The 19,862-nt window shown below is 66.9% G+C and carries 17 protein-coding genes; 13 read left to right on the top strand and 4 right to left on the bottom strand.

The window, feature by feature from the left end; genetic code table 11:
* Window positions 1-76: 76 nt before the first annotated feature.
* From Ga0080574_RS05825 to Ga0080574_RS05800, 6 genes are all read left to right on the top strand, one after another.
* Complete coding sequence (locus Ga0080574_RS05825; protein ID WP_076696007.1) at window positions 77-1,054, top strand: ABC transporter permease; 978 nt, start codon at window positions 77-79, stop codon at window positions 1,052-1,054.
* Window positions 1,051-1,890 (top strand): ABC transporter permease, encoded by an 840-nt coding sequence (locus tag Ga0080574_RS05820; protein ID WP_076696005.1) that lies wholly within the window; start codon window positions 1,051-1,053, stop codon window positions 1,888-1,890. Before Ga0080574_RS05825 ends, Ga0080574_RS05820 begins: the two co-directional genes overlap by 4 nt.
* The gene (locus Ga0080574_RS05815; protein WP_076696003.1) at window positions 1,887-3,506 is read left to right on the top strand and encodes an ABC transporter ATP-binding protein; all 1,620 of its coding nucleotides are present in this window, start codon (window positions 1,887-1,889) and stop codon (window positions 3,504-3,506) included. The genes Ga0080574_RS05820 and Ga0080574_RS05815 overlap by 4 nt, the downstream gene beginning before the upstream one ends.
* Entirely contained in the window at window positions 3,503-4,402 is a 900-nt protein-coding gene (locus Ga0080574_RS05810) for a 2-hydroxyacid dehydrogenase (protein ID WP_076696001.1), read from the top strand. Before Ga0080574_RS05815 ends, Ga0080574_RS05810 begins: the two co-directional genes overlap by 4 nt.
* Window positions 4,403-4,427: 25 nt before the next feature.
* Window positions 4,428-5,819, top strand: a complete 1,392-nt coding sequence (locus Ga0080574_RS05805; protein WP_076695999.1) for an amidase family protein — start codon at window positions 4,428-4,430, stop codon at window positions 5,817-5,819.
* Between the two features lie 262 nt (window positions 5,820-6,081).
* Window positions 6,082-7,374, top strand: a complete 1,293-nt coding sequence (locus Ga0080574_RS05800; protein WP_076695997.1) for a DEAD/DEAH box helicase — start codon at window positions 6,082-6,084, stop codon at window positions 7,372-7,374.
* Between the two features lie 63 nt (window positions 7,375-7,437).
* On the opposite strand, the gene Ga0080574_RS05795 is transcribed toward Ga0080574_RS05800, so the two are convergent.
* A complete protein-coding gene (locus Ga0080574_RS05795; RefSeq protein ID WP_076695994.1) occupies window positions 7,438-8,982 on the bottom strand; it encodes a GMC family oxidoreductase in 1,545 nt (514 codons plus the stop codon).
* On the bottom strand, window positions 8,979-9,998 hold the full coding sequence (locus Ga0080574_RS05790) for an alpha/beta fold hydrolase (RefSeq protein WP_076695992.1): 1,020 nt from the start codon (window positions 9,996-9,998) through the stop codon (window positions 8,979-8,981). The genes Ga0080574_RS05795 and Ga0080574_RS05790 overlap by 4 nt, the downstream gene beginning before the upstream one ends.
* A gap of 189 nt (window positions 9,999-10,187) precedes the next feature.
* On the opposite strand from Ga0080574_RS05790, the gene Ga0080574_RS05785 reads away from it, so the two are divergent.
* The 4 genes from Ga0080574_RS05785 to Ga0080574_RS05770 all read left to right on the top strand — a co-directional run bounded on the left by Ga0080574_RS05785 (window position 10,188) and on the right by Ga0080574_RS05770 (window position 15,885).
* Entirely contained in the window at window positions 10,188-11,540 is a 1,353-nt protein-coding gene (locus Ga0080574_RS05785; protein ID WP_076695990.1) for a trimethylamine monooxygenase, read from the top strand.
* Window positions 11,541-11,543: 3 nt separating this feature from the next.
* A complete protein-coding gene (locus Ga0080574_RS05780; RefSeq protein WP_076695988.1) occupies window positions 11,544-13,910 on the top strand; it encodes a trimethylamine N-oxide demethylase in 2,367 nt (788 codons plus the stop codon).
* 40 nt (window positions 13,911-13,950) lie between these two features.
* On the top strand, window positions 13,951-15,102 hold the full coding sequence (locus Ga0080574_RS05775; RefSeq protein ID WP_076695986.1) for an iron-containing alcohol dehydrogenase: 1,152 nt from the start codon (window positions 13,951-13,953) through the stop codon (window positions 15,100-15,102).
* Between the two features lie 144 nt (window positions 15,103-15,246).
* Window positions 15,247-15,885 carry a helix-turn-helix domain-containing protein gene (locus Ga0080574_RS05770; protein WP_076695984.1) on the top strand — a complete coding sequence of 213 codons (639 nt, stop codon included), beginning with the start codon at window positions 15,247-15,249 and terminating at the stop codon, window positions 15,883-15,885.
* Between the two features lie 24 nt (window positions 15,886-15,909).
* On the opposite strand, the gene Ga0080574_RS25825 is transcribed toward Ga0080574_RS05770, so the two are convergent.
* The gene (locus tag Ga0080574_RS25825) at window positions 15,910-16,086 is read right to left on the bottom strand and encodes a hypothetical protein (protein WP_156876306.1); all 177 of its coding nucleotides are present in this window, start codon (window positions 16,084-16,086) and stop codon (window positions 15,910-15,912) included.
* Window positions 16,083-16,556, bottom strand: coding sequence for a hypothetical protein (locus Ga0080574_RS05765; protein WP_076695982.1), 474 nt, complete (start codon window positions 16,554-16,556; stop codon window positions 16,083-16,085). Before Ga0080574_RS05765 ends, Ga0080574_RS25825 begins: the two co-directional genes overlap by 4 nt.
* A gap of 287 nt (window positions 16,557-16,843) precedes the next feature.
* On the opposite strand from Ga0080574_RS05765, the gene Ga0080574_RS05760 reads away from it, so the two are divergent.
* Genes Ga0080574_RS05760 through Ga0080574_RS05750 form a run of 3 tightly spaced genes read left to right on the top strand, consistent with a single transcriptional unit; the run spans window position 16,844 to window position 19,784 of the window.
* A complete protein-coding gene (locus Ga0080574_RS05760; protein WP_076695979.1) occupies window positions 16,844-17,731 on the top strand; it encodes a class II glutamine amidotransferase in 888 nt (295 codons plus the stop codon).
* Between the two features lie 36 nt (window positions 17,732-17,767).
* Window positions 17,768-18,448 carry a GltB/FmdC/FwdC-like GXGXG domain-containing protein gene (locus Ga0080574_RS05755; protein WP_076705703.1) on the top strand — a complete coding sequence of 227 codons (681 nt, stop codon included), beginning with the start codon at window positions 17,768-17,770 and terminating at the stop codon, window positions 18,446-18,448.
* Window positions 18,449-18,458: 10 nt separating this feature from the next.
* Window positions 18,459-19,784, top strand: coding sequence for an FMN-binding glutamate synthase family protein (locus Ga0080574_RS05750; protein ID WP_076695977.1), 1,326 nt, complete (start codon window positions 18,459-18,461; stop codon window positions 19,782-19,784).
* Window positions 19,785-19,862: the final 78 nt, after the last annotated feature.

Here is a 19,862-nt window from a genome sequence, read left to right as displayed (position 1 = left end):
CGAAAAGATTTGCAAATTCCTTCGAAGGAATTTGCCCGGCCCAATCGGAACGCCTGACAAGGAGAAAGCGACCGGCATGCCCGTTTTCGCCGCCATCCTCGCGCGTCTGGCCAAGGCGGTGCTCACGCTGCTGGCCATCGCGGTCCTGAATTTCTTCCTGCTGCACGCCGCCCCCGGCGACCCGGCGGTGGTGCTGGCCGGCGAGGCCGGTGCCGCCGACGAGCAGATGATCGAACAGCTGCGCGAGCGCTTCGGCCTCGATCAGCCCTTCTACGTCCAGCTCGGCAAATATGTCGGCGGCATCGTGCAGGGCGATCTGGGTTATTCCTTCCGCCAGGGCGCGCCGGTGATCGACCTCATCGCCGAGCGGCTGCCCGCCACGCTGCTGCTGACGCTGACCGCCTTCGTGATCTCGCTGAGCTGCGGCATCGCGCTGGGGGTCGCGGCGGCGGCGCGGGTCGGCAAGGTGTCGGATTCGCTGCTGACCACGCTGGCGCTGCTGTTCTACGCCACGCCGCTCTACTGGCTGGCGCTGATGGCGGTGCTGGTGTTCTCGGTCTGGCTGGGCTGGCTGCCCGGCTTCGGCTACGAGACCGTGGGTTCGGCCTATTCCGGCTTTGCCCGCGCGCTCGATATCCTGAAACACCTGATCCTGCCGGCGCTGACGCTGGGGCTGTTCTTCATGGCGGTCTATATGCGCATGACACGGGCCTCGATGCTGGAGGTCTCGACCGCCGATTTCGTCAAGACCGCCAAGGCCAAGGGCCTGTCCGGCCCGGTGATCCGCCGCCGCCACATCCTGCGCAACGCCATCCTGCCGGTGGTCACGCTGGCAGGGCTTCAGGCCGGCCAGCTGGTGGGCGGCGCGGTGCTGACCGAGACGGTCTTTGCCTGGCCGGGCATCGGGCGGCTGATGTTCGAGAGCCTCGCCGCGCGGGATTACAACACCATTCTCGGGGTCTTCCTCGTCTCCGCCGCCATGGTGATCCTGTTCAATATCGTGACCGACATCGTCTATCGCATCGTCGATCCCCGTATCGGAGCGCGCTCATGAGCATGTGGAAACGCTTCTCCTCCAATATCGGTGCCATGGTGGGCGTGCTGCTGCTGCTCACCGTGATCTTCATCGCGATCTTTGCGCCGCTGCTGTTTTCCCACGACCCATGGCAGATGGTGCAGCGGCCCTTCCTCGCGCCCTTCACCATGCAGGCGCTGCCGCTCGGCACCGACACGCTGGGCCGCGACGTGGCAGCCCAGCTTGCCTATGGCGCAAGGGTGTCGCTGCTGGTGGGGCTGGTCTCGACCCTGGTGGCGCTGCTGATCGGCGTGCCGCTCGGGGCGCTCGCGGGCTTTTATGGCGGCTATGTCGACGAAGGCGCCATGCGCTTCACCGAGTTCTTCCAGACCATCCCGAATTTCGCGCTGGCCATCGTGCTGGTGGCGATCTTCGAGCCGACGCTGGCCTCAATCACACTCGCCATCGCCATCGTGAGCTGGCCACCGGTGGCACGTCTGGTGCGAGCCGAGGTGATGTCGGTGCGCAAGCGCGAATTCGTCGATGCCGCCACGCTGGCGGGCCTGTCGAAGCCGCGCATTCTGGTGCGTCAGGTGCTGCCCAACACGGTGTCGCCGATCATCGTCATGGCCTCGCTCATGGTCGCCACCGCGATCCTGCTTGAATCGTCTCTCTCCTTCCTCGGCCTCGGTGATCCCAATGCGATGAGCTGGGGCTACATGATCGGCGCCGCGCGCACGGTGATCCGGTCGAGCTGGTGGCTGAGCTTCTTCCCCGGCATCGCCATCGTGATCACGGTGCTGGCGCTGAACCTCATCGGCGAAGGGCTGAACGACGCGCTGAACCCGCATCTGTCGCGGAAGGGCAAGGCATGAGCACGACACTCTCCATCGAGCATCTGACCATCGGCCTGCCGCAGGGCGCCGACCGGCCCTTTGCGGTCGAGGATGTGAGCATGTCCATAGAGAAGGGCGAGATCCTTTGCGTGGTGGGCGAAAGCGGCAGCGGAAAATCCATGACCGCCAACGCGCTGATGGGCCTCTTGCCGCCCGGCGTCAGCGTGAAAGCCGGCCGCGCCATGTTCGAGGCGCGCGATGTGCTGCGTCTGCCGGAGGCGGAGAAACAGGCGCTGCGCGGCGCCTCCACCGCGATGATCTTTCAGGAGCCGATGACCGCGCTCAACCCGCTGATGCGCATCGGCGACCAGATCGCCGAGGTGTTTGCCGCGCATGACCGTTTCACGCAATCGGAACGGCGCGAGAAGGCACTGGCGCTGATCCGCGAGGTGCAGCTCCCCGACCCGGAAAAGATCATCCGCGCCTATCCGTTCCAGCTCTCGGGCGGGCAGCGGCAGCGGGCGATGATCGCCATGGCGCTGGCGCTGGAGCCGAAACTGCTCATCGCCGACGAGCCGACCACGGCCCTGGATGTGACGACACAGGCGCAGATCCTGAAACTCATTCTGGATCTGCGCGAGAAACGCGGCATGGCGGTGATGTTCATCACCCATGATTTCGGCGTGGTGGCGGAGATCGCCGACCGGGTGATCGTCATGCGCGAGGGCAGGGTGGTCGAACGCGGCGCCGCCGCCGAGGTGCTGGACAACCCCCGGCACGACTACACCAAGCGCCTGCTCGACGCGATCCCCACCGGCACGCTGCCCGACGCGCGGCAGCTCAGCGAAACGCCAGCGCTGGAGATCAAGGGGCTGCGCAAGATCTACCGCACCGGCGGCGGGCTCTTCAAACCGGTGCGAGAGGTGCGCGCAGTAGACGACGTCTCGCTCACCGTGGCGCGCGGCGAGGTGCTGGGGCTGGTGGGCGAAAGCGGCTCCGGCAAATCCACGCTGGGCCGTACCGCCGTGCGGCTGGTCACCCCCGATGGCGGGCAGGTGCTGGTGGGCGGCACCGATCTGGCGGCCCTCAGCGACGAAGACCTGCGCAAGCAGCGCCACAAGGTGCAGATGGTGTTTCAGGACCCCTACGCCTCGCTCAACCCGCGCCAGCGCATCATGGGGGCGATCACCGACGGGCCGATCACGCGCGGCATTCCCCGCAAAGAGGCCGAGGCACGCGCCCGCGAGCTGCTGGAGATCGTCGGGCTCGGCGCCGATGCCGCCAGCCGCTTCCCCCATGAATTCTCCGGCGGCCAGCGCCAGCGCATCGGCATCGCCCGGGCGCTCGCCATGGACCCGGAGCTGATCATCGCCGACGAGGCGGTGTCGGCGCTCGACGTGTCGATCCAGGCGCAGGTGCTGGACCTGCTGCGCGAGCTGCGCGAAAAGCTGGAGCTGTCGATCCTCTTCATCACCCACGACCTGCGCGTCGCTGCCCAGCTTTGCGACCGGATCGCGGTGATGCAGAAGGGCAGGCTGGTGGAGATCGGCACGGTGCACGAGATTTTCCTCTCGCCACAGCAGGACTACACCCGCCAGCTTCTCGCGGCGGTGCCCGGCGCCGATTGGGAGCAGCAAAGGACGGCAAGCGCATGATCGGCGTCGTCACCAATGCCGGTTTCGACATGTACCCTTATTACCGGCCCTATTTCGAAACCGAGGCGCCGGAGATCCGGGTGGTCGCGCCCCATAGCGTCGAGCGGCCGGAGCAGGTCTCTTTCGTCTTCACCTTCCAGCCGGCGGAGGATGCCTTTGCGCCCTATCCCAACCTGCGCGCGATCTTCTCCGCCGGGGCAGGCACGGATGCGATCATGGCCTGCCCCTCGCGTCCCGAGGGCGTGCCGGTGTTCCGGGTCGAGGATGACGATCAGGCGCTCCAGATGGCCGGGTATGCCGCTTTTCACGTCCACTGGCACCACCGTCACATGGCGCTCTATCTCGCCCGGCAGCGCGAGCGGGTCTGGCAGCGCGAGATCACCCGGCTGTCGCCGACCCACAAGCGTGTGGGCATCCTCGGTTTCGGTCATATGGGCCGCGCCATCGCGCGCGGGCTGATGGCGCTGGGCTATCCGGTCACGGGCTATTCCCGCTCGGCCCCGCAGCCGCCCGAGCCCGGCATGCGGCATTTCCGGGAGGGTCAGCTCGACGCGTTTCTGGCGGAGACCGACATTCTGATCAACGTGCTGCCGCTCACCGATCAGACGCGCGGCATGATCGACGAGGCGTTCCTGCGCAAGCTGCCGCGCGGCGCGGCGCTCATCCAGATGGGCCGGGGCGGGCAGGTGGACGAGGCGGCGCTTTTGCGCCTGCTCGACGAGGGCCATCTCTGCGGCGCCACGCTCGACGTGTTCGAGACCGAGCCCCTGCCGGCCGACAGCCCGCTCTGGGCGCATCGCGATGTGGTGATCACGCCGCATGTGGCCTCCATCCCCGAGCCGACCTTTGTCGTGCGTGGCATCCGCGACCGGATGCGGGCGCTTGGCGGCGGCTGACCCTCTTTCAAAGGCATTTCCGACCATGGACCACAACGACCTCTCCGCCCGCGAGCTCGCCGCCCGCATCCGCCGGGGCGAGCTCCGGGCTTCGACCGTCATCCGCGACACGCTCGACCGCATCGCGCGCGTCAATCCGCAGATCAACGCTATCGTGCAGGATTGCGGCGCCGACGCCATGGCGGAGGCCGAGGCGCTCGACCGGCGCATCGCGGACGGACAGCAGGTGGGCGTTCTGGCGGGGGTGCCGGTGACGACAAAGGTGGTGTCGGATCAGAAGGGCTATGCCACCACCAACGGCACGCGGCTCTTTCAGGATGTGATCGCGCCGCAGGACAACCCGTTCCTGCGGCATATGCGGCAGAAGGATGCGATCGTCGTCGGGCGCACCAACACGCCGGCCTTTTCCTATCGCTGGTTCACCACCAACGCGATGCATGGCGAGACGAAGAACCCCCACAACCCCGCGCTGACCGCCGGCGGCTCCTCGGGCGGGGCGGCGGCAGCGGCGGCCACGGGGCTCGGCCATATCGCTCATGGCACCGATATCGCGGGCTCGATCCGCTATCCCGCCTATGCCTGCGGCATCCACGGGCTGCGCCCGACCTCGGGGCGCGTGCCGCAGTTCAACCATTCCGGTCCCGACCGGGGGATCGGGCCGCAGATCATGGCGGTCTCGGGCCCGCTGGCGCGGCGCGTCGACGACCTGCGGCTGGGTCTGGAGGCGATGGCGGGCTATGCGCCCGACGATCCCTGGACAGCGCCGGTGCCGCTCATCGGGCCGACCTTCCGCCGGCGCGTGGCGCTGGTGAAACGCCCCGGCGGGATCGACACCGATCCGCGCATTCTCGACGATCTCGACCGCGCCGCAGCGCTCTTCCGCGCTGCTGGATGGGAGGTCGAAGAGCCCACCGAGTTGCCCGATCTGCGCGAGGCGGTGCAGCTTCAGATCGACCTCTGGCTCTCGGACGGGCACGAGGCCAAGCTGGCACAGGCCGAGCAGGAGGGCGACGCCGGCGCCATCGCGCTGCTGCGCCATTATGCCGACCGCGCGGCGGCCATCGACGTGGCACGCTTCGGCGAGATCTTTGCGCGCCGCTCGGCGCTGATCCGCGCCTGGCGCGGCTTTCTGGAGGATTATCCTGTGGTGCTCATGCCGGTCTCGGGCGAGCTGCCGTTCCAGCAGGACGAAGACCTGCGCGGCGGCGACGTGCTGACCCGGCTCTGGGAAGTCCAACTGCCGCAGATCGCCATCCCGCTGCTGGCGCTGCCCGGGCTCTCGGTGGCCTCCGGCGTGGTGGACGGCATCCCCTCCGGCGTGCAGCTCGTGGCGCCGCCCTGGCGCGAGGATATCTGCCTGGAGGCGGGCGAGCTGCTCGAACGCGGCTTTGGCTTTCCGGCGCTGCTGCCGCGATAAAGCTTGACAGAAGCGCTTTCAGGGCCCAAATGGGCAGGTAACGCTGCGCTGCCGCGTGAGCTAGCCGCGCCCGCATGAGGGCGCATCAGCGTTGCCCAGTCCGATTCCCCATCACGCAGGGTTCTCGATGCGACGGCCGGATGGCGCGGGATACGCCCGCCTGTCCCGAGGCCGCGCCGCACCCTGGCCGCGCCGCCGTTCCGGCGTCCGGCACGCTTTGCCGCGCACCTGATGACGGGCGCGGTTCGACAAAGGATATCTCTTGTTCGATTTCGACATGCTCGGCCTCTCGCCGGCGCTCAACGACGCCCTGAGCCGCAATGGTTTCAAGGAACCCACCCCGATCCAGAACCAGGCGATCCCGCTGGCGCTCGAAGGTCACGACGTGCTGGGCCTCGCCCAGACCGGCACCGGCAAGACGCTGGCCTTCGGTCTGCCGCTGATCGACCGGCTGCTGCAAAGCCCGGGCAAGCCCGCGCCCAAGACGGTCAAGGCGCTGATCCTGGCGCCCACCCGCGAGCTGGTGAACCAGATCGCCGAGAGCCTCAAGCAGCTCACCGACGGCACCCGCATCCGCGTCTCGACCGTGGTGGGCGGCCAGTCCATCAACCGGCAGATCAATTTCCTGTCGCGCGGCACCGATATTCTGGTGGCCACGCCGGGCCGGCTCATCGACCTGATGGAGCGGCGCGCGGTGGATCTGTCCTCCGCCAGCTATCTGGTGCTGGACGAGGCCGACCAGATGCTCGATCTCGGCTTTATCCACGCGCTGCGCAAGATCGCGCCGGCGCTGGGGACGCCGCGCCAGACCATGCTGTTCTCGGCCACCATGCCGAAGCAGATGGAAGAGCTGAGCGCCGCCTATCTCACCAACCCGCGCAAGGTGCAGGTCTCGCCTCCGGGCAAGGCCGCCGACAAGATCACCCAGTCGGTGCATTTCCTCGAAAAACCCGCCAAGCCGCGCAAGCTGCGCGAGATCCTGTCGATGGATACCGACGCGCTGACGCTGGTCTTTGCACGCACCAAGCACGGTGCCGAAAAGCTGATGAAGGGGCTGGTGGCCGACGGGTTCAACGCCGCCTCGATCCACGGCAACAAGAGCCAGGGCCAGCGTGACCGCGCCATCAAGGCGTTCCGCGACGGCACGATCAACGTGCTGGTGGCGACCGACGTGGCGGCACGCGGCATCGACATTCCGGGCGTGGCCTATGTGGTCAACTACGATCTGCCCGAGGTGCCGGACAACTATGTGCACCGCATCGGCCGTACCGCGCGCGCCGGGCGCGAAGGCGAGGCGATTGCGCTTTGCGCGCCGGACGAGGCGGATCTGCTGCGCCAGATCCAGCGCCTGATGAAGATCGACATCCCCGTGGCCAGCGGCGAGGCGCCCGAAGAGCTGACCTCCGGTGGCGGGCAGGGGCGCCGTGGCGGCCCGTCGCGTCGCCGTGGCGGCGGTGGCGGCGGCAAGCCGGGCGGGTTCAACAAGGGCGCCGGTGGCGGTGCCGCGAAACCCGGTCAGGCCCGGCGCCGGCGTCCGCGCCGCCGCGCTGCCTGAGCCACGGCATCATGTTGTAAGACGGGGCGGTTTTCCGCCCCGTTTTTTCATGTCCGGCAAGCGCTAAAGCCGCGCCGCGATCTTTTCGGCACCAAGCGCGCCGATCACGATGCTGGGGGCGTTGGTGTTGCCGCCGGTGATGCGCGGCATCACCGAGGCATCGGCCACAGACAGCCCCGCCACCCCGTGCACGCCCATCGTCTCCGGATCGGTCACCGACAGCGCGTCGCGCCCCATCCGCGCGGTGCCCACCGGGTGATAGATCGAATCCGCTGTCGCCCGCACCACCGCGTCCAGCTCCGCATCCGATGTGACCGCCGGGCCGGGCCGCAGCTCCGCGCCGGCAAAGCGTGCCAGGGCCGGTTGCCGGCAGAGGTCGCGCAGGTATTTCAGCCCCTCGCGCAGCGCCACGCGGTCGGCCTCGGCAGCCAGATAATTCGGGTCGATCAGCGGCTTGTCACGGGGATCGCCCGAGGCCAGCGTCAGCCGCCCCCGGCTTTCCGGCTGGAGCTGCGTCACGTCGATGGCAAAGCCGTGGCCGCGATCCTCTGCCGTGGCGCCGTCGAAGGCCAGCGCGTTGATGTAATGCAGCTGCGTGTCGGGCGGGCCGTCGCCATTCGCCAGCCGCAGGAAGGCGCCGGCCTCCAGCCCCTGCTGCCGCCCGACGCCGGTGCCGGTGAGCAGCCATTGCGCCCCCACCGCGAGGTTGTTGGGGAATTTCGCGTGATCCCAGAGCGAGAGCGGCTCGGTCATGCGGTGCTTGACCTTGACCTCGAGATGATCGTGCAGGTTCTCGCCCACGCCGGGCAGATCGGCGCGGATGTCGATGCCGTGGCTTCGCAGCGCGTCGGCCGGGCCGATGCCGGAGAGCATCAGCAGATGCGGCGTGCCGATGGCCCCGGCGCAGAGCACCACATGGCCCGCCGAGAGCCGCTCCTCTCCCGCGCCCTTCGCCACGCGCAGCCCGTCGATGCGTGTGCCGTTCCCGGTGAGCCCCAGCACGTGCACCCCGGTGCGCAAGGTCAGGTTGGGGCGGCCCTTTGCCAGCGCCAGATAGGCCTTTGCCGCGCTGCGCCGCCTGCCGCCCGCGATGTTCAGCCGATAGAGCCCGAACCCCTCGGCCTGCCCATCCACCGCCTCCGCCACCGGCGCGCCCATCTGTCCGCCCGCATCGACAAAGCCCGCATAGGCGGCATTGCCGCTTTCGGGCAGGGTGGGGGCCATGACCTCTGTCACCGCGTCCAGCACCGGTTTCACCGACGCCCAGCCCCAGCCGTCGCAGCCCTGCGCCTCCCAGTGATCGTAATCCGAGGCGTGGCCGGTGACCCAGACCATGGCATTGATCGCCGAGGAGCCGCCCAGCACCCGCCCGCGCGGCACGTATAGCCGGCGCCCGTCCATATGGCGCTGCGGCACCGTCTCGAAATGCCAGTTGAAGCGCGGCGAGGCGATGGCCTTCGCCACCCCCGCCGGCATGGAGATGAACGGGTGGCGCCCGGCGGGGCCGGCCTCGATGAGCAGCACGCGGCAGGCCGGATCGCGCGACAGACGCTCGGCCACGGCGCAGCCGGCGCTGCCCGCGCCGACGATAATGACATCGTGGCTCATGCCAGCAGCTCTTTCAGTGCCGCGTCGATGAAGGCGGTGTCCGGCGCGTTGCGCCCGCCGCCGGCGTAGTGCCCCCAGACGCTGTCGATCACCCGCAGCTCGGCATTGGGCATCTGCGCGACCTCTGCCGCGTTGTCCTCGGGCGGGAAATAGAAATCGGTGCGACAGGGCATGACGATGGATCTCGCGGTGATCGCCGCCAGCGCCGCCTTGCGGTCGCCATTGTAAAGCGGGTTCGCCGAGATGTCGCAGGCCTGCCAGGTGCGGATCATTGACAGCATGTCATTGGCGTCGAGCCCGTAATACATCGCGTCCCAGACATTCTTGAGATAATCCTCGACGCTGACATAGCCCATGTCGCGCCACAGCTCCTGACGGAACCAGTCCTGCGACAGCACCCAGCCGGCCCAGACCCGGCCCTTGGCGGTCATGCCGCGCCAGGGTTGTTCGCTGTAGCGCCCCTGCATCCAGGCGGGATCGGTGATCAGCGCGTGTCTGACCCCTTCGAGAAACACATAGGTGTGCCCGGCGGTGATCGCCTGACCGCAGAAACACGCCATGGCGGCCACCCGGTCGGGGAAAAGCGCCGCCCAGTGAAACGCCTGTTGCCCGCCCATGGACCAGCCGGCGGCGAGGCGGATCTGCTCGATCCCGAAGACCTCGCGCAGCAGCCGCTCCTGCAAGAGCACATTGTCGTATTGGGTGATCGCGGGGAAATCCGGCCCGGCCAGCGGGATCGGCGTGTTCGAGGGCGAGGAAGAGATGCCGTTGCCCAGCATATTGGGCACGAAGATGAAGTATTTCTCCGGATCGAGCGCCATGCCCGGTTTGAGCAGGAACTCGTTGTCCGCATGGCTGCCGCCGTAGCGGGTGGGGTAGACGATCACATTGTCCTTTGCCGCGTTCAGCCTGCCATAGGTGGCATAGGCGAGCTTTGCGCCCACCAGCGTGATGCCGCATTGAAGCGCGACGTTTCCGGCCTCGAAGACCTTGTAGGGCGTCAGTTCCGCGCTCATCGCTCACCTTTCCGCATCTCGTTTTCCCTCTCTTGGGCCTCGTGTCCGGGCCGCTGCCTCATCCTTGGGCAGAGCGCCGCATCTGCAATGCAAATTCACACCGAAGAGACCGGGGGACAAGAAAATTTGTTGCGTAAGGGGAAAAATTTGTGACCATGAGGAAAACTTGCTCACAGGGAGTTCAGGGATATGAAGATTTGCATCATCGGTGCCGGGCCGTCCGGACTGGCGCAATTGCGCGCCTTTCAATCGGCGAAGGAAAAGGGCGAGGCGATTCCCGAGATCGTCTGTTACGAGAAGCAGAAGGACTGGGGCGGGCTCTGGCGCTACGACTGGCGCACCGGCGTCGACGAGTACGGCAACCCGGTGCATGGCTCGATGTATCGCTACCTGTGGTCCAACGGCCCCAAGGAAGGGCTGGAATTCGCCGATTACACCTTTGACGAACATTTCGGGAAGGCCATCGCCAGCTACCCGCCGCGCGCCGTGCTCTTCGATTATATCGAGGGCCGGGTGAAAAAGGCGGGCGTGCGCGACTGGATCCAGTTCTCCACCGTGGTGCGCGATGTCTCCTTCGACGAGGGCACGGGGCTCTTTACCGTCACAGCGCGCAATTGCGAGACCGACACCGAGACCGCCGAGCAGTTCGACCACGTCATCGTCGCCTCGGGGCATTTCTCCTTTCCCAACGTGCCGTATTATCCCGGTTTCGAGAGCTTCAACGGCCGCATCCTGCACGCCCATGATTTCCGCGACGCGCGCGAGTTCGAGGACAAGGATATCCTGATCCTCGGCACCTCCTATTCCGCCGAGGATATCGGCTCGCAATGCTGGAAATACGGCGCCAAGTCGATCACGGTCTCGCATCGTACCGCGCCCATGGGCTTCGACTGGCCCGACAACTGGCAGGAAGTGCCGGCGCTGGAGCGGGTCGAGGGCAAGACCGCCTATTTCAAGGACGGCACCGAAAAGACCGTCGATGCGATCATTCTGTGCACCGGCTACAAGCACCATTTCCCCTTCCTGCCCGACGATCTGCGGCTGAAGACGGCGAACCGGCTGGCGGCGACCGATCTCTACAAGGGGGTGGTCTGGGTGAAGAACCCAAAGATGTTCTATCTCGGCATGCAGGACCAGTGGTTCACCTTCAACATGTTCGACGCCCAGGCCTGGTGGGTGCGCGACGCGATCCTCGGCAGGATCGCGCTGCCCGACCGCGCCGCGATGGATGCCGACTGGCAGAAGCGGCAGGCCGATGAGGACGCCTATGACAGCGATCACGACGCCATCGTCTATCAGGGCGATTACGTGAAAGAGCTGATCGCCGAGACCGATTACCCGAGCTTCAATGTGGACGGTGCCAACGAGGCGTTCTTTCAGTGGAAGAAACACAAGAAGAAGGCGATCATGGCGTTCCGCGACAATGGCTATACCTCGCCGATCACCGGCACGGTGGCGCCGCCGCATCACACGCCCTGGCGGCATGCGCTCGATGACAGCCTGGAAAGCTATCTCCAGCTCGGCACCGAGGCTGCCGAGTAAGCCATGGGCCTGCCTTTCGAGAGCAACACGGCACGGTCGGGCGTGATCACGCCCGGCCTGCTGCATCTGCCGCCCGGGGTGGAGCGCCATCCGGTGCCCGGCGGCGGCTCGCGCGCGGTGGAGATCTTTGCCGGCGACGAGATCACGCTGGTGGACCGCGAGGGCGGGCAGCTGGCGGAACTGGTGGCCTTCACGCCCACCGGCGTCGGCGATCCGGGGCTGATCGGGGTGACGCAGACGGTGGCGCCCGACGGGCTGCGTGCCGCGCTGAGCGCCAGCCCCTCGGGGCGCGGGGTTGCCAAGGCTCTGGCGCAAGCCGGGTTCGATCTGGGCCGGGCGCGGGGCGTGCGGCTCTTTGGCGAGGGTGCGCGGGCGGGCGACATGGCGGTTCTCACGGCGCAGGGCGACGGGCTGCTTGTCGTGGCCGCGCCCGGCGGGCCGATGGAGCCGCAGGCGCAGGACACGGTGACCGACCTGCTGCTCTATATCCGCCGCGCCGATCCCAAGACCTTCAGGGGCGCGCATCGGGCGCCGGATCCGCTCGCCGACCCGCTGCTCGATCACAATATCCGGCCCGGCGAGGCCTTTGTCTACGAAGTGCCCAAGGGCGCCTTTATTCAGGTGCTCGACGTGCAGGGGCGCGAGTGCTCGGATTTTCAGGCCTTTTCCGCCCGCGCGCTCGACAAGGGCATCGAGCGCGAGGTCGATCCCACCGCCACCCGTTCGATGACCGGCACGATCTATCCGCGCCCCGGGCTGCACGCGAAATACTGGAATGTCGATTTCGAGCCGCTGGTCGAGATCGTGCAGGACACCTGCGGGCGGCACGACACGTTCGGGCTGGCCTGCACCGCGCGCTATTACGAGGACATGGGCTATCCCGGCCATGTCAACTGCACCCAGAACATCAACGCCGGGCTCGACCCCTATGGCGTGCGCCCGCGCGCCGGCTGGCCCGCGATCAACTTCTTCTTCAACACGCTGATCGACGCGGATCACGGCATCGTCACAGATGAGCCCTGGTCGCGCCCCGGCGATTACGTGCTGCTGCGGGCGCTGACCGATCTGGTCTGCGTCTCGACAGCCTGCCCCGACGATATCGACCCGGCCAATGGCTGGAACCCGACCGACATCCAGCTCCGCACCTATGGCGCGGGCGAAGACTTCCGCCGCTCCATCGGCTGGCGGAAACGACCGGAGGACGACGTGGAGCACACGAAGGAAACAGGCTTTCACGCCAGCTTCGCGAAACACACCCGCGATTTCGTGGAATATAACGGCTACTGGCTGCCGAACAGCTTTCCCGGAGAGGGCACGCTGGGCGAATACTGGGCCTGCCGCGAGTCCGTCGCGATCATGGATCTCTCGCCGCTGCGCAAGTTCGAGGTCACCGGCCCGGATGCGGAGAAACTGCTCCAGCATTGCGTGACGCGGAACATGGAAAAGCTGGCGGTGGGGCAGGTGGTCTATACCGCGGTCTGCGCCGAGCATGGCGGCATGATCGACGACGGCACCGTGTTTCGCATGACCGAGCATAATTTCCGCTGGATCGGCGGTTGCGACGGCTCGGGCATGTTCCTGCGCGAGCAGGCGGAAACGCTGGGGCTGGATGCGCATGTGCGCAGCTCGACCGATCAGCTCTGCAACGTCGCCGTGCAGGGGCGCAACAGCCGCGCGCTGCTGGCGGAGGTCTTCTGGACCGCGCCCGACCGCCCCAGCATCGAGGAGCTGGGCTGGTTCCGATTTACCGTTGCCCGGATCGGCGGGTTCGACGGGGTGCCGGTGGTGATCTCGCGCACCGGCTATACCGGCGAGCTGGGCTATGAGGTGTTCTGCCATCCCAGGGACGCGGCGGCGGTCTTCGATGCGATCTGGCAGGCGGGGCAGGGCTACGGGCTGAAACCGCTGGGGCTCGCCGCGCTCGACATGCTGCGGATCGAGAGCGGGCTGGCCTTTGCCGGGCACGAGTTCGACGACCAGACCGACCCGTTCGAGGCCGGCATCGGCTTTACCGTGCCGCTGAAATCGAAGGCGGCGGATTTCGTCGGGCGCGCCGCGCTGGAAGAGCGCAAGGCGCATCCGCAGCGCAGGCTCGTGGGGCTGGAGATCGACGCCACCACCGTGCCCGCGCATGGCGATTGCGTGCGGCTGGGGCGGGTGCAGGTGGGGGTGATCACCTCGGCCACGCGCTCGCCGGTGCTGTCCAGGACCATCGCGCTGGCGCGGGTCGATATACCTTATGCCGAGACCGGCACCGAGCTGGAGATCGGCCAGCTCGACGGGCATCAGAAACGTCTGGCGGCGCGCGTCGTGCCCTTTCCGCATTTCGACCCGACGAAATCGCGCGCCAGGGGCGAGTACGACGCATGAGGCGCACCGCCGCGCCCGGACAAGAGCGAAAGGATTCCCCATGACCCTGCGTGCCAACTGGTCCTATCCCACCGCCATCCGCTTCGGCGCCGGGCGCATCGAGGAACTGCCCGAGGCCTGCCGCGCCGCCGCGATCTCCAGTCCGCTGCTGGTCACCGACCGGGGGCTGGCGGATCTGCCGATCACCGCGCAGGCGATGGATATCCTCCGCCGCGCCGGGATCGACGCGGATCTCTTCGCCGATGTCGACCCGAACCCGACCGAGCGCAATCTCGGTGTGGGGGTGGTGACCTTCAAGCAGGGGCGGCATGACGGGGTGATCGCCTTCGGTGGCGGCTCGGGGCTGGATCTGGGCAAGCTCATCGCCTTCATGGCCGGGCAGACGCGCCCGGTCTGGGATTTCGAGGATATCGGCGACTGGTGGACCCGCGCCGATGCCGACGCCATCGCACCCATCGTGGCGGTGCCGACCACCGCCGGCACTGGCTCTGAAGTGGGCCGCGCGGCGGTGCTGACCAATGCCGAGACGCATGAGAAAAAGATCCTCTTCCACCCCGGAATGCTGCCCGCGCAGGTGATCTGCGACCCGGCGCTGACCGTGGGCATGCCGCCGGCGATCACCGCCGGCACCGGCATGGACGCCTTTGCCCATTGTCTGGAGGCCTATTGCTCGCCCGTCTATCACCCGATGGCCGACGGCATCGCGCTGGAGGGGATGCGGCTCTGCAAGGAATACCTTTTGCGCGCCTACAGGGATGGCAGCGATATCGAGGCGCGGGCGCAGATGATGACCGCCGCTGCCGCCGGCGCGACGGCCTTCCAGAAGGGGCTGGGCGCGATCCATTCGCTGAGCCACCCCATAGGGGCGCATTACGACACCCATCACGGCACCACCAATGGCGTGGTCATGCTGCCGGTGCTGCGCTTCAACCGCCCGGCGGTGGAGGAGAAACTGTCCCGCGCCGCCGCCTATCTCGGGCTGGCGCCGGGCTTCGATGGCTTCTACGATTTCGTGGCGGAGCTCATCGCCGGGCTGGATATTCCTGCCACGCTGGATGCGCTGGGTGTCACCGACCCGGATTTCGGTATACTCTGCGCCTCGGCGCTCAAGGATCCGACCGCGGGAACCAACCCGGTCGCGCTGAATGCCGAGAATATCCTGCCGCTCTACAGGAGCTGCTTTCAAGACTGAGGTGTGAATGACGATCCATAACCGGTTTGCCCCCCGTTTCGGCCCCGCGCTTTGCCAGCCGGGCGCGTTCTTGTCGGACGGAGGCTTGACATGACCGCCGCCGCCCCTGCACGACGGGACACCCCAACCGGTGATGGAAAGACAATGAAGAACGGCTCCCGGTCGAAACTGACCCAGAACCCGCACGCCGTCCGCGAGCAGCGCGAAAAGAACCTCGAAGTGGCCATCGGGCGCCAGGTGCGCGATCTGCGCAAGCGCCAGCGCATGACCGGCTCGGAGCTGGCGCAGCAGACCGGCCTGTCTGTCGGCATGCTGTCAAAGATCGAGAACGGGGTGATCTCGCCCTCGCTCAACACGCTCCAGGCGCTGGCCAATGCGCTGCGGGTGCCGCTGGTGCAGCTTTTCTCCGGCTTCGAAGAGCCGCGCGGCGCGATGCATGTGAAGGCAGGCCAGGGGGTCGAGATCGAGCGCGCGGGCACGCGGGCGGGCCATCAGTACAACCTGCTGGGCCATATCGGGTCGAACAATTCCGGCGTGGTGGTGGAGCCCTATCTCATCACGCTCAACAGCGATTCCGACCGCTTCCCGGCGTTCCAGCACGAGGGGATCGAACTGATCTACATGCTCGACGGCGTGCTCGACTATCGCCATGGCGACCAGCTCTACCTGCTGGAGCCGGGCGACTCGCTGCTCTTCGATTCCGACGCCCCGCACGGGCCCGAGGGGCTGGTCGAGCTGCCGGCGCGCTACCTGTCGATCATCACCTATCCGCAGGCGCGCTGAGCGCCACGGCGCCGGACACCGATGTCAGACGGTGCGCGGATCCGGATCGGAGGACATGCCGCCGTCCCGGCATTCCGGCGGCAGCGCATGGGCAGGCAAACGCTGGCTCAGCAGGTCGCAATTGTCCGGATCGTTGCCATCGACACGGGCAGCGCCCTGTCCGCAGCCACCGAGTGCCGCAAGCGGAACGAGGCCGATCAACAGGAGCCGCCGAGCGTTCCGAAATCGACCCATTGGTTTGTAAGCCGCCATTGGTTCTCCTTGTCTTTATCGGTGATGAGCGAAAGTTTCACGGGCACCCAGCCGGTCAGCATGGCGGGCTCAAGCGGCAGATCGAACAGGATGCTGACGCTTTCCTTCGCGGCCAGCGTCTGGTTCAGTGCGCTTTCGAGCCTCACCGCGTCATTCGGATCGGGCCGGGCCGCGATATAGGCGTCGGTCAGCTCGAACGGCCAGGTGCCGATATTCGTGAGCGTCAGCTCGCCCTTGGCGGTGCAATCGGAAATGCCCACGAAGCGCAGCTCGGTATCGAGGCTGGGCGTGTGCTCCAGCCGCATGAAAAAGAACACTGCGCCGATGCCGATACCGCAGATCACGGCAAGCTTTTGCACCACCCCCAGAATCGTATCCCAGGTTTCAAGCGCTGCGGTTTTCCCCGATCCGCCACTCATGACACACTCCCCGTCGTCTCCCGCAGCGGAGTGTGTCGGCAATCACGCTGTCATGCAACTTTCTCGTGTGTTTCGTGGTGGGCGGCGAGGTTTGCACCCACCAGTGGCGCGCCCGGTACTGGCCGGTAAACCGCACCGACCGCGACAGTTTGCCCAGTTCTTAGGCAGCAAAACCTGCTCGCCACCGCTTTTCTCTTGGTAAAAAAAATTTCTTGTAGCGAAACTTGCGATATGGTTATTCACTCAGGTGAGAGGGCGGACTCGCCCGGATACGAACGGAGAAAACCATGTGTGGCATCGTTGGGCTGTTCCTCAAGAAGGAAGACCTGCGCCCGAAGCTGGGCGACATGCTGACGGATATGCTGATCACCATGTCCGACCGGGGGCCGGATTCGGCGGGGATCGCGATCTATGGCGATGACAGCGACGGTCTCAAGGTGACCGTGCAGTCCGATACGCCGGAGAGCGCCTTTGACGGGCTCGATACTGCGCTTTCGGAGGTGCTGGGCGGGCCGGTCACCATGAAGGTGATCGACACCCATGCGGTGCTGACCATTCCCGCCGGCAGCCGCGACGCGGCGCTGGACGCGCTCGGGGAAAAGGGCCTGCGCGTGATGGGGCTCGGCGAGGCGATGGAGATCTACAAGGAGATCGGCCTGCCCAAGGACGTGGCCGCCCGCTTCGGCCTGCGCGGCATGGCCGGCAGCCATGGCATCGGCCACACCCGCATGGCCACCGAAAGCGCCGTCACCACGCTCGGCGCGCACCCGTTCTCCACCGCCGAGGATCAGTGCCTGGTGCATAACGGCTCGCTCTCGAACCACAACACCATGCGCCGGATCCTCACCGAAAAGGGCTTTGCGCCAAAGACCGAGAACGACACCGAGGTCGCCGCCTGCTACATCTCCTCGCGCATCGCCGAGGGCGCCAATCTGGGCGAGGCGCTGGACGGCACGCTGGCCGATCTCGACGGGTTCTTCACCTTTGTCATGGGCACCAAGACCGGCTTCGGCGTGGTCCGCGACCCCATCGCCTGCAAACCCGCGGTGATGGCCGAGACCGACGATTACGTCGCTTTCGGCAGCGAATACCGCGCCTTCGCCGATCTGCCCGGGATCGAGACCGCCCGCATCTGGGAACCCGAACCCGCCACCGTCTATTTCTGGGAGCGCTGAACCATGCAAGCCACGGCCACCGCCACCGCAACCGACATGCAGCCGCTGGACATGAGCCAGATGGAGCTGCGCGAGGTCAACGCCACCCTCCAGGCCGCGCCCGCCACCAATTACACGCAGTTCGAGATCCTCAACCCGCGCGGCAGCCACGCGGTCGCCGTCGGGCTCGACGCGCCCATCGCGGTCACCGTCCGCGGCTCCACCGGCTATTACTGCGCCGGCATGAACAAGCAGGCGAGCGTGCATGTGACCGGCTCCGTCGGTCCCGGCGTCGCCGAGAACATGATGTCCGGCACCGTGGTGGTCGAGGGCGACGCCTCGCAATATGCCGGCGCCACCGGCCATGGCGGTCTGCTGGTGATCAAGGGCAACGCGTCGAGCCGCTGCGGCATCTCGATGAAGGGCATCGACATCGTGGTGCATGGCAATATCGGCCATATGTCGGCCTTCATGGCGCAGAAGGGCAACCTCGTGGTGCTGGGCGATGCGGGCTCGGCCCTGGGCGACTCGATCTACGAGGCGCGGCTCTTCGTGCGCGGTAGCGTCGCGTCGCTGGGCGCCGACTGCATCGAAAAGGAGATGCGCCCGGAGCACATCGCGCTGCTCTCCGAGCTCTTGGAAAAGGCCGGCGCCGACGCGAAACCCGAAGAGTTCAGGCGCTACGGCTCCGCCCGCAAGCTCTACAATTTCAATATCGACCACGCAGACGAATACTGAGGACGGCCCGATGAAAGACATCCCGCAAACCCAGCCGCGCCAGTCCTGGACCTTCTCCAACGAGGTGAATTCCGAGATCCGCCGCGCCGCCTATACCGGCATCTACGACATTCGCGGCGGCGGCGCGAAACGCCGGGTGCCGCATTTCGACGACCTGCTGTTTCTCGGCGCCTCGATGTCGCGCTACCCGCTGGAGGGCTATCGCGAGAAATGCGAGACCGGCGTGACGCTGGGCACCCGCTTTGCCAGGAAGCCGATCGAGCTGAAGATCCCGATCACCATTGCCGGCATGAGCTTCGGCTCGCTGTCGGGCCCCGCCAAGGAGGCGCTGGGGCGCGGCGCCACCATGGCCGGCACCTCCACCACGACCGGCGATGGCGGCATGACCGAGGAAGAGCGCGGTCATAGCGAAAAGCTGGTCTACCAGTATCTGCCCTCGCGCTACGGCATGAACCCCGACGATCTGCGCCGCGCCGATGCCATCGAGGTGGTGGTCGGGCAGGGCGCCAAGCCCGGCGGCGGGGGCATGCTGCTGGGCCAGAAGATCACCGAACGCGTCGCCGGCATGCGCGACCTGCCGGTGGGCATCGACCAGCGCTCCGCCTGCCGCCACCCGGACTGGACGGGGCCGGACGATCTCGAGATCAAGATCCTCGAATTGCGCGAGATCACGGGCTGGGAAAAGCCCATCTATATCAAGGTCGGCGGCGCGCGGCCCTATTACGACGTGGCGCTCAGCGTCAAGGCCGGGGCGGATGTGATCGTGCTCGACGGCATGCAGGGCGGCACGGCGGCGACGCAGGATGTGTTCATCGAACATGTCGGCCAGCCGACGCTGGCCTGCATCCGCCCGGCGGTGAAGGCGCTTCAGGATCTCGGCATGCACCGCAAGGTGCAGCTCGTGGTGTCGGGCGGCATCCGCACCGGCGCCGACGTGGCCAAGGCGCTGGCACTGGGCGCGGATGCGGTCTCCATCGGCACCGCCGCTCTGGTGGCGCTCGGCGACAACGACCCGAAATGGGAGCTCGAATATCAAAAGCTCGGCTCCACCACCGGCGCCTATGACGACTGGCACGAGGGCCGCGATCCGGCGGGCATCACCACCCAGGATCCCGAGCTGATGGCGCGGCTCGATCCAGTCGAGGCCGGTCGCCGGCTACGCAACTATCTCAACGTGCTGACGCTGGAATGCCAGACCCTGGCGCGCGCCTGCGGCAAGAGCCACGTGCACAATCTCGAACCCGAAGACCTCTGCGCGCTGACCATGGAGGCCGCGGCCATGGCGCAGGTGCCGCTCGCCGGCACCGACTGGTATCCCGGCAAGCCCGGTTTCTGAGCGCGCCCCATGGGCCTGCGCCCCCTCGCAGGTTTCCATTGGCCCGAAATATCCTGGGGGTCCGGGGGCAAAGCCCCC

Source organism: Salipiger abyssi (assembly GCF_001975705.1).
In the GTDB taxonomy this organism is placed as follows: domain Bacteria; phylum Pseudomonadota; class Alphaproteobacteria; order Rhodobacterales; family Rhodobacteraceae; genus Salipiger; species Salipiger abyssi.
The sequence above is the reverse complement of the archived record's forward strand: the minus strand, read 5'-3'. Positions and strand labels throughout refer to the sequence as shown.

Bases quoted from the DNA above. Each gene is read 5' to 3' on its own strand.
- Ga0080574_RS05755 (WP_076705703.1), top strand. From the start codon at position 17,768: ATGCAGCCGCTGGACATGAGCCAGATGGAGCTGCGCGAGGTCAACGCC.
- Ga0080574_RS05790 (WP_076695992.1), bottom strand. From the start codon at position 9,998: ATGAGCGCGGAACTGACGCCCTACAAGGTCTTCGAGGCCGGAAACGTC.
- Ga0080574_RS05775 (WP_076695986.1), top strand. From the start codon at position 13,951: ATGACCCTGCGTGCCAACTGGTCCTATCCCACCGCCATCCGCTTCGGC.
- Ga0080574_RS05780 (WP_076695988.1), top strand. From the start codon at position 11,544: ATGGGCCTGCCTTTCGAGAGCAACACGGCACGGTCGGGCGTGATCACG.
- Ga0080574_RS05750 (WP_076695977.1), top strand. From the start codon at position 18,459: ATGAAAGACATCCCGCAAACCCAGCCGCGCCAGTCCTGGACCTTCTCC.
- Ga0080574_RS05825 (WP_076696007.1), top strand. From the start codon at position 77: ATGCCCGTTTTCGCCGCCATCCTCGCGCGTCTGGCCAAGGCGGTGCTC.
- Ga0080574_RS05760 (WP_076695979.1), top strand. From the start codon at position 16,844: ATGTGTGGCATCGTTGGGCTGTTCCTCAAGAAGGAAGACCTGCGCCCG.
- Ga0080574_RS05815 (WP_076696003.1), top strand. From the start codon at position 1,887: ATGAGCACGACACTCTCCATCGAGCATCTGACCATCGGCCTGCCGCAG.
- Ga0080574_RS05770 (WP_076695984.1), top strand. From the start codon at position 15,247: ATGAAGAACGGCTCCCGGTCGAAACTGACCCAGAACCCGCACGCCGTC.
- Ga0080574_RS05805 (WP_076695999.1), top strand. From the start codon at position 4,428: ATGGACCACAACGACCTCTCCGCCCGCGAGCTCGCCGCCCGCATCCGC.
- Ga0080574_RS05820 (WP_076696005.1), top strand. From the start codon at position 1,051: ATGAGCATGTGGAAACGCTTCTCCTCCAATATCGGTGCCATGGTGGGC.
- Ga0080574_RS05785 (WP_076695990.1), top strand. From the start codon at position 10,188: ATGAAGATTTGCATCATCGGTGCCGGGCCGTCCGGACTGGCGCAATTG.
- Ga0080574_RS05810 (WP_076696001.1), top strand. From the start codon at position 3,503: ATGATCGGCGTCGTCACCAATGCCGGTTTCGACATGTACCCTTATTAC.
- Ga0080574_RS05765 (WP_076695982.1), bottom strand. From the start codon at position 16,556: ATGAGTGGCGGATCGGGGAAAACCGCAGCGCTTGAAACCTGGGATACG.
- Ga0080574_RS05795 (WP_076695994.1), bottom strand. From the start codon at position 8,982: ATGAGCCACGATGTCATTATCGTCGGCGCGGGCAGCGCCGGCTGCGCC.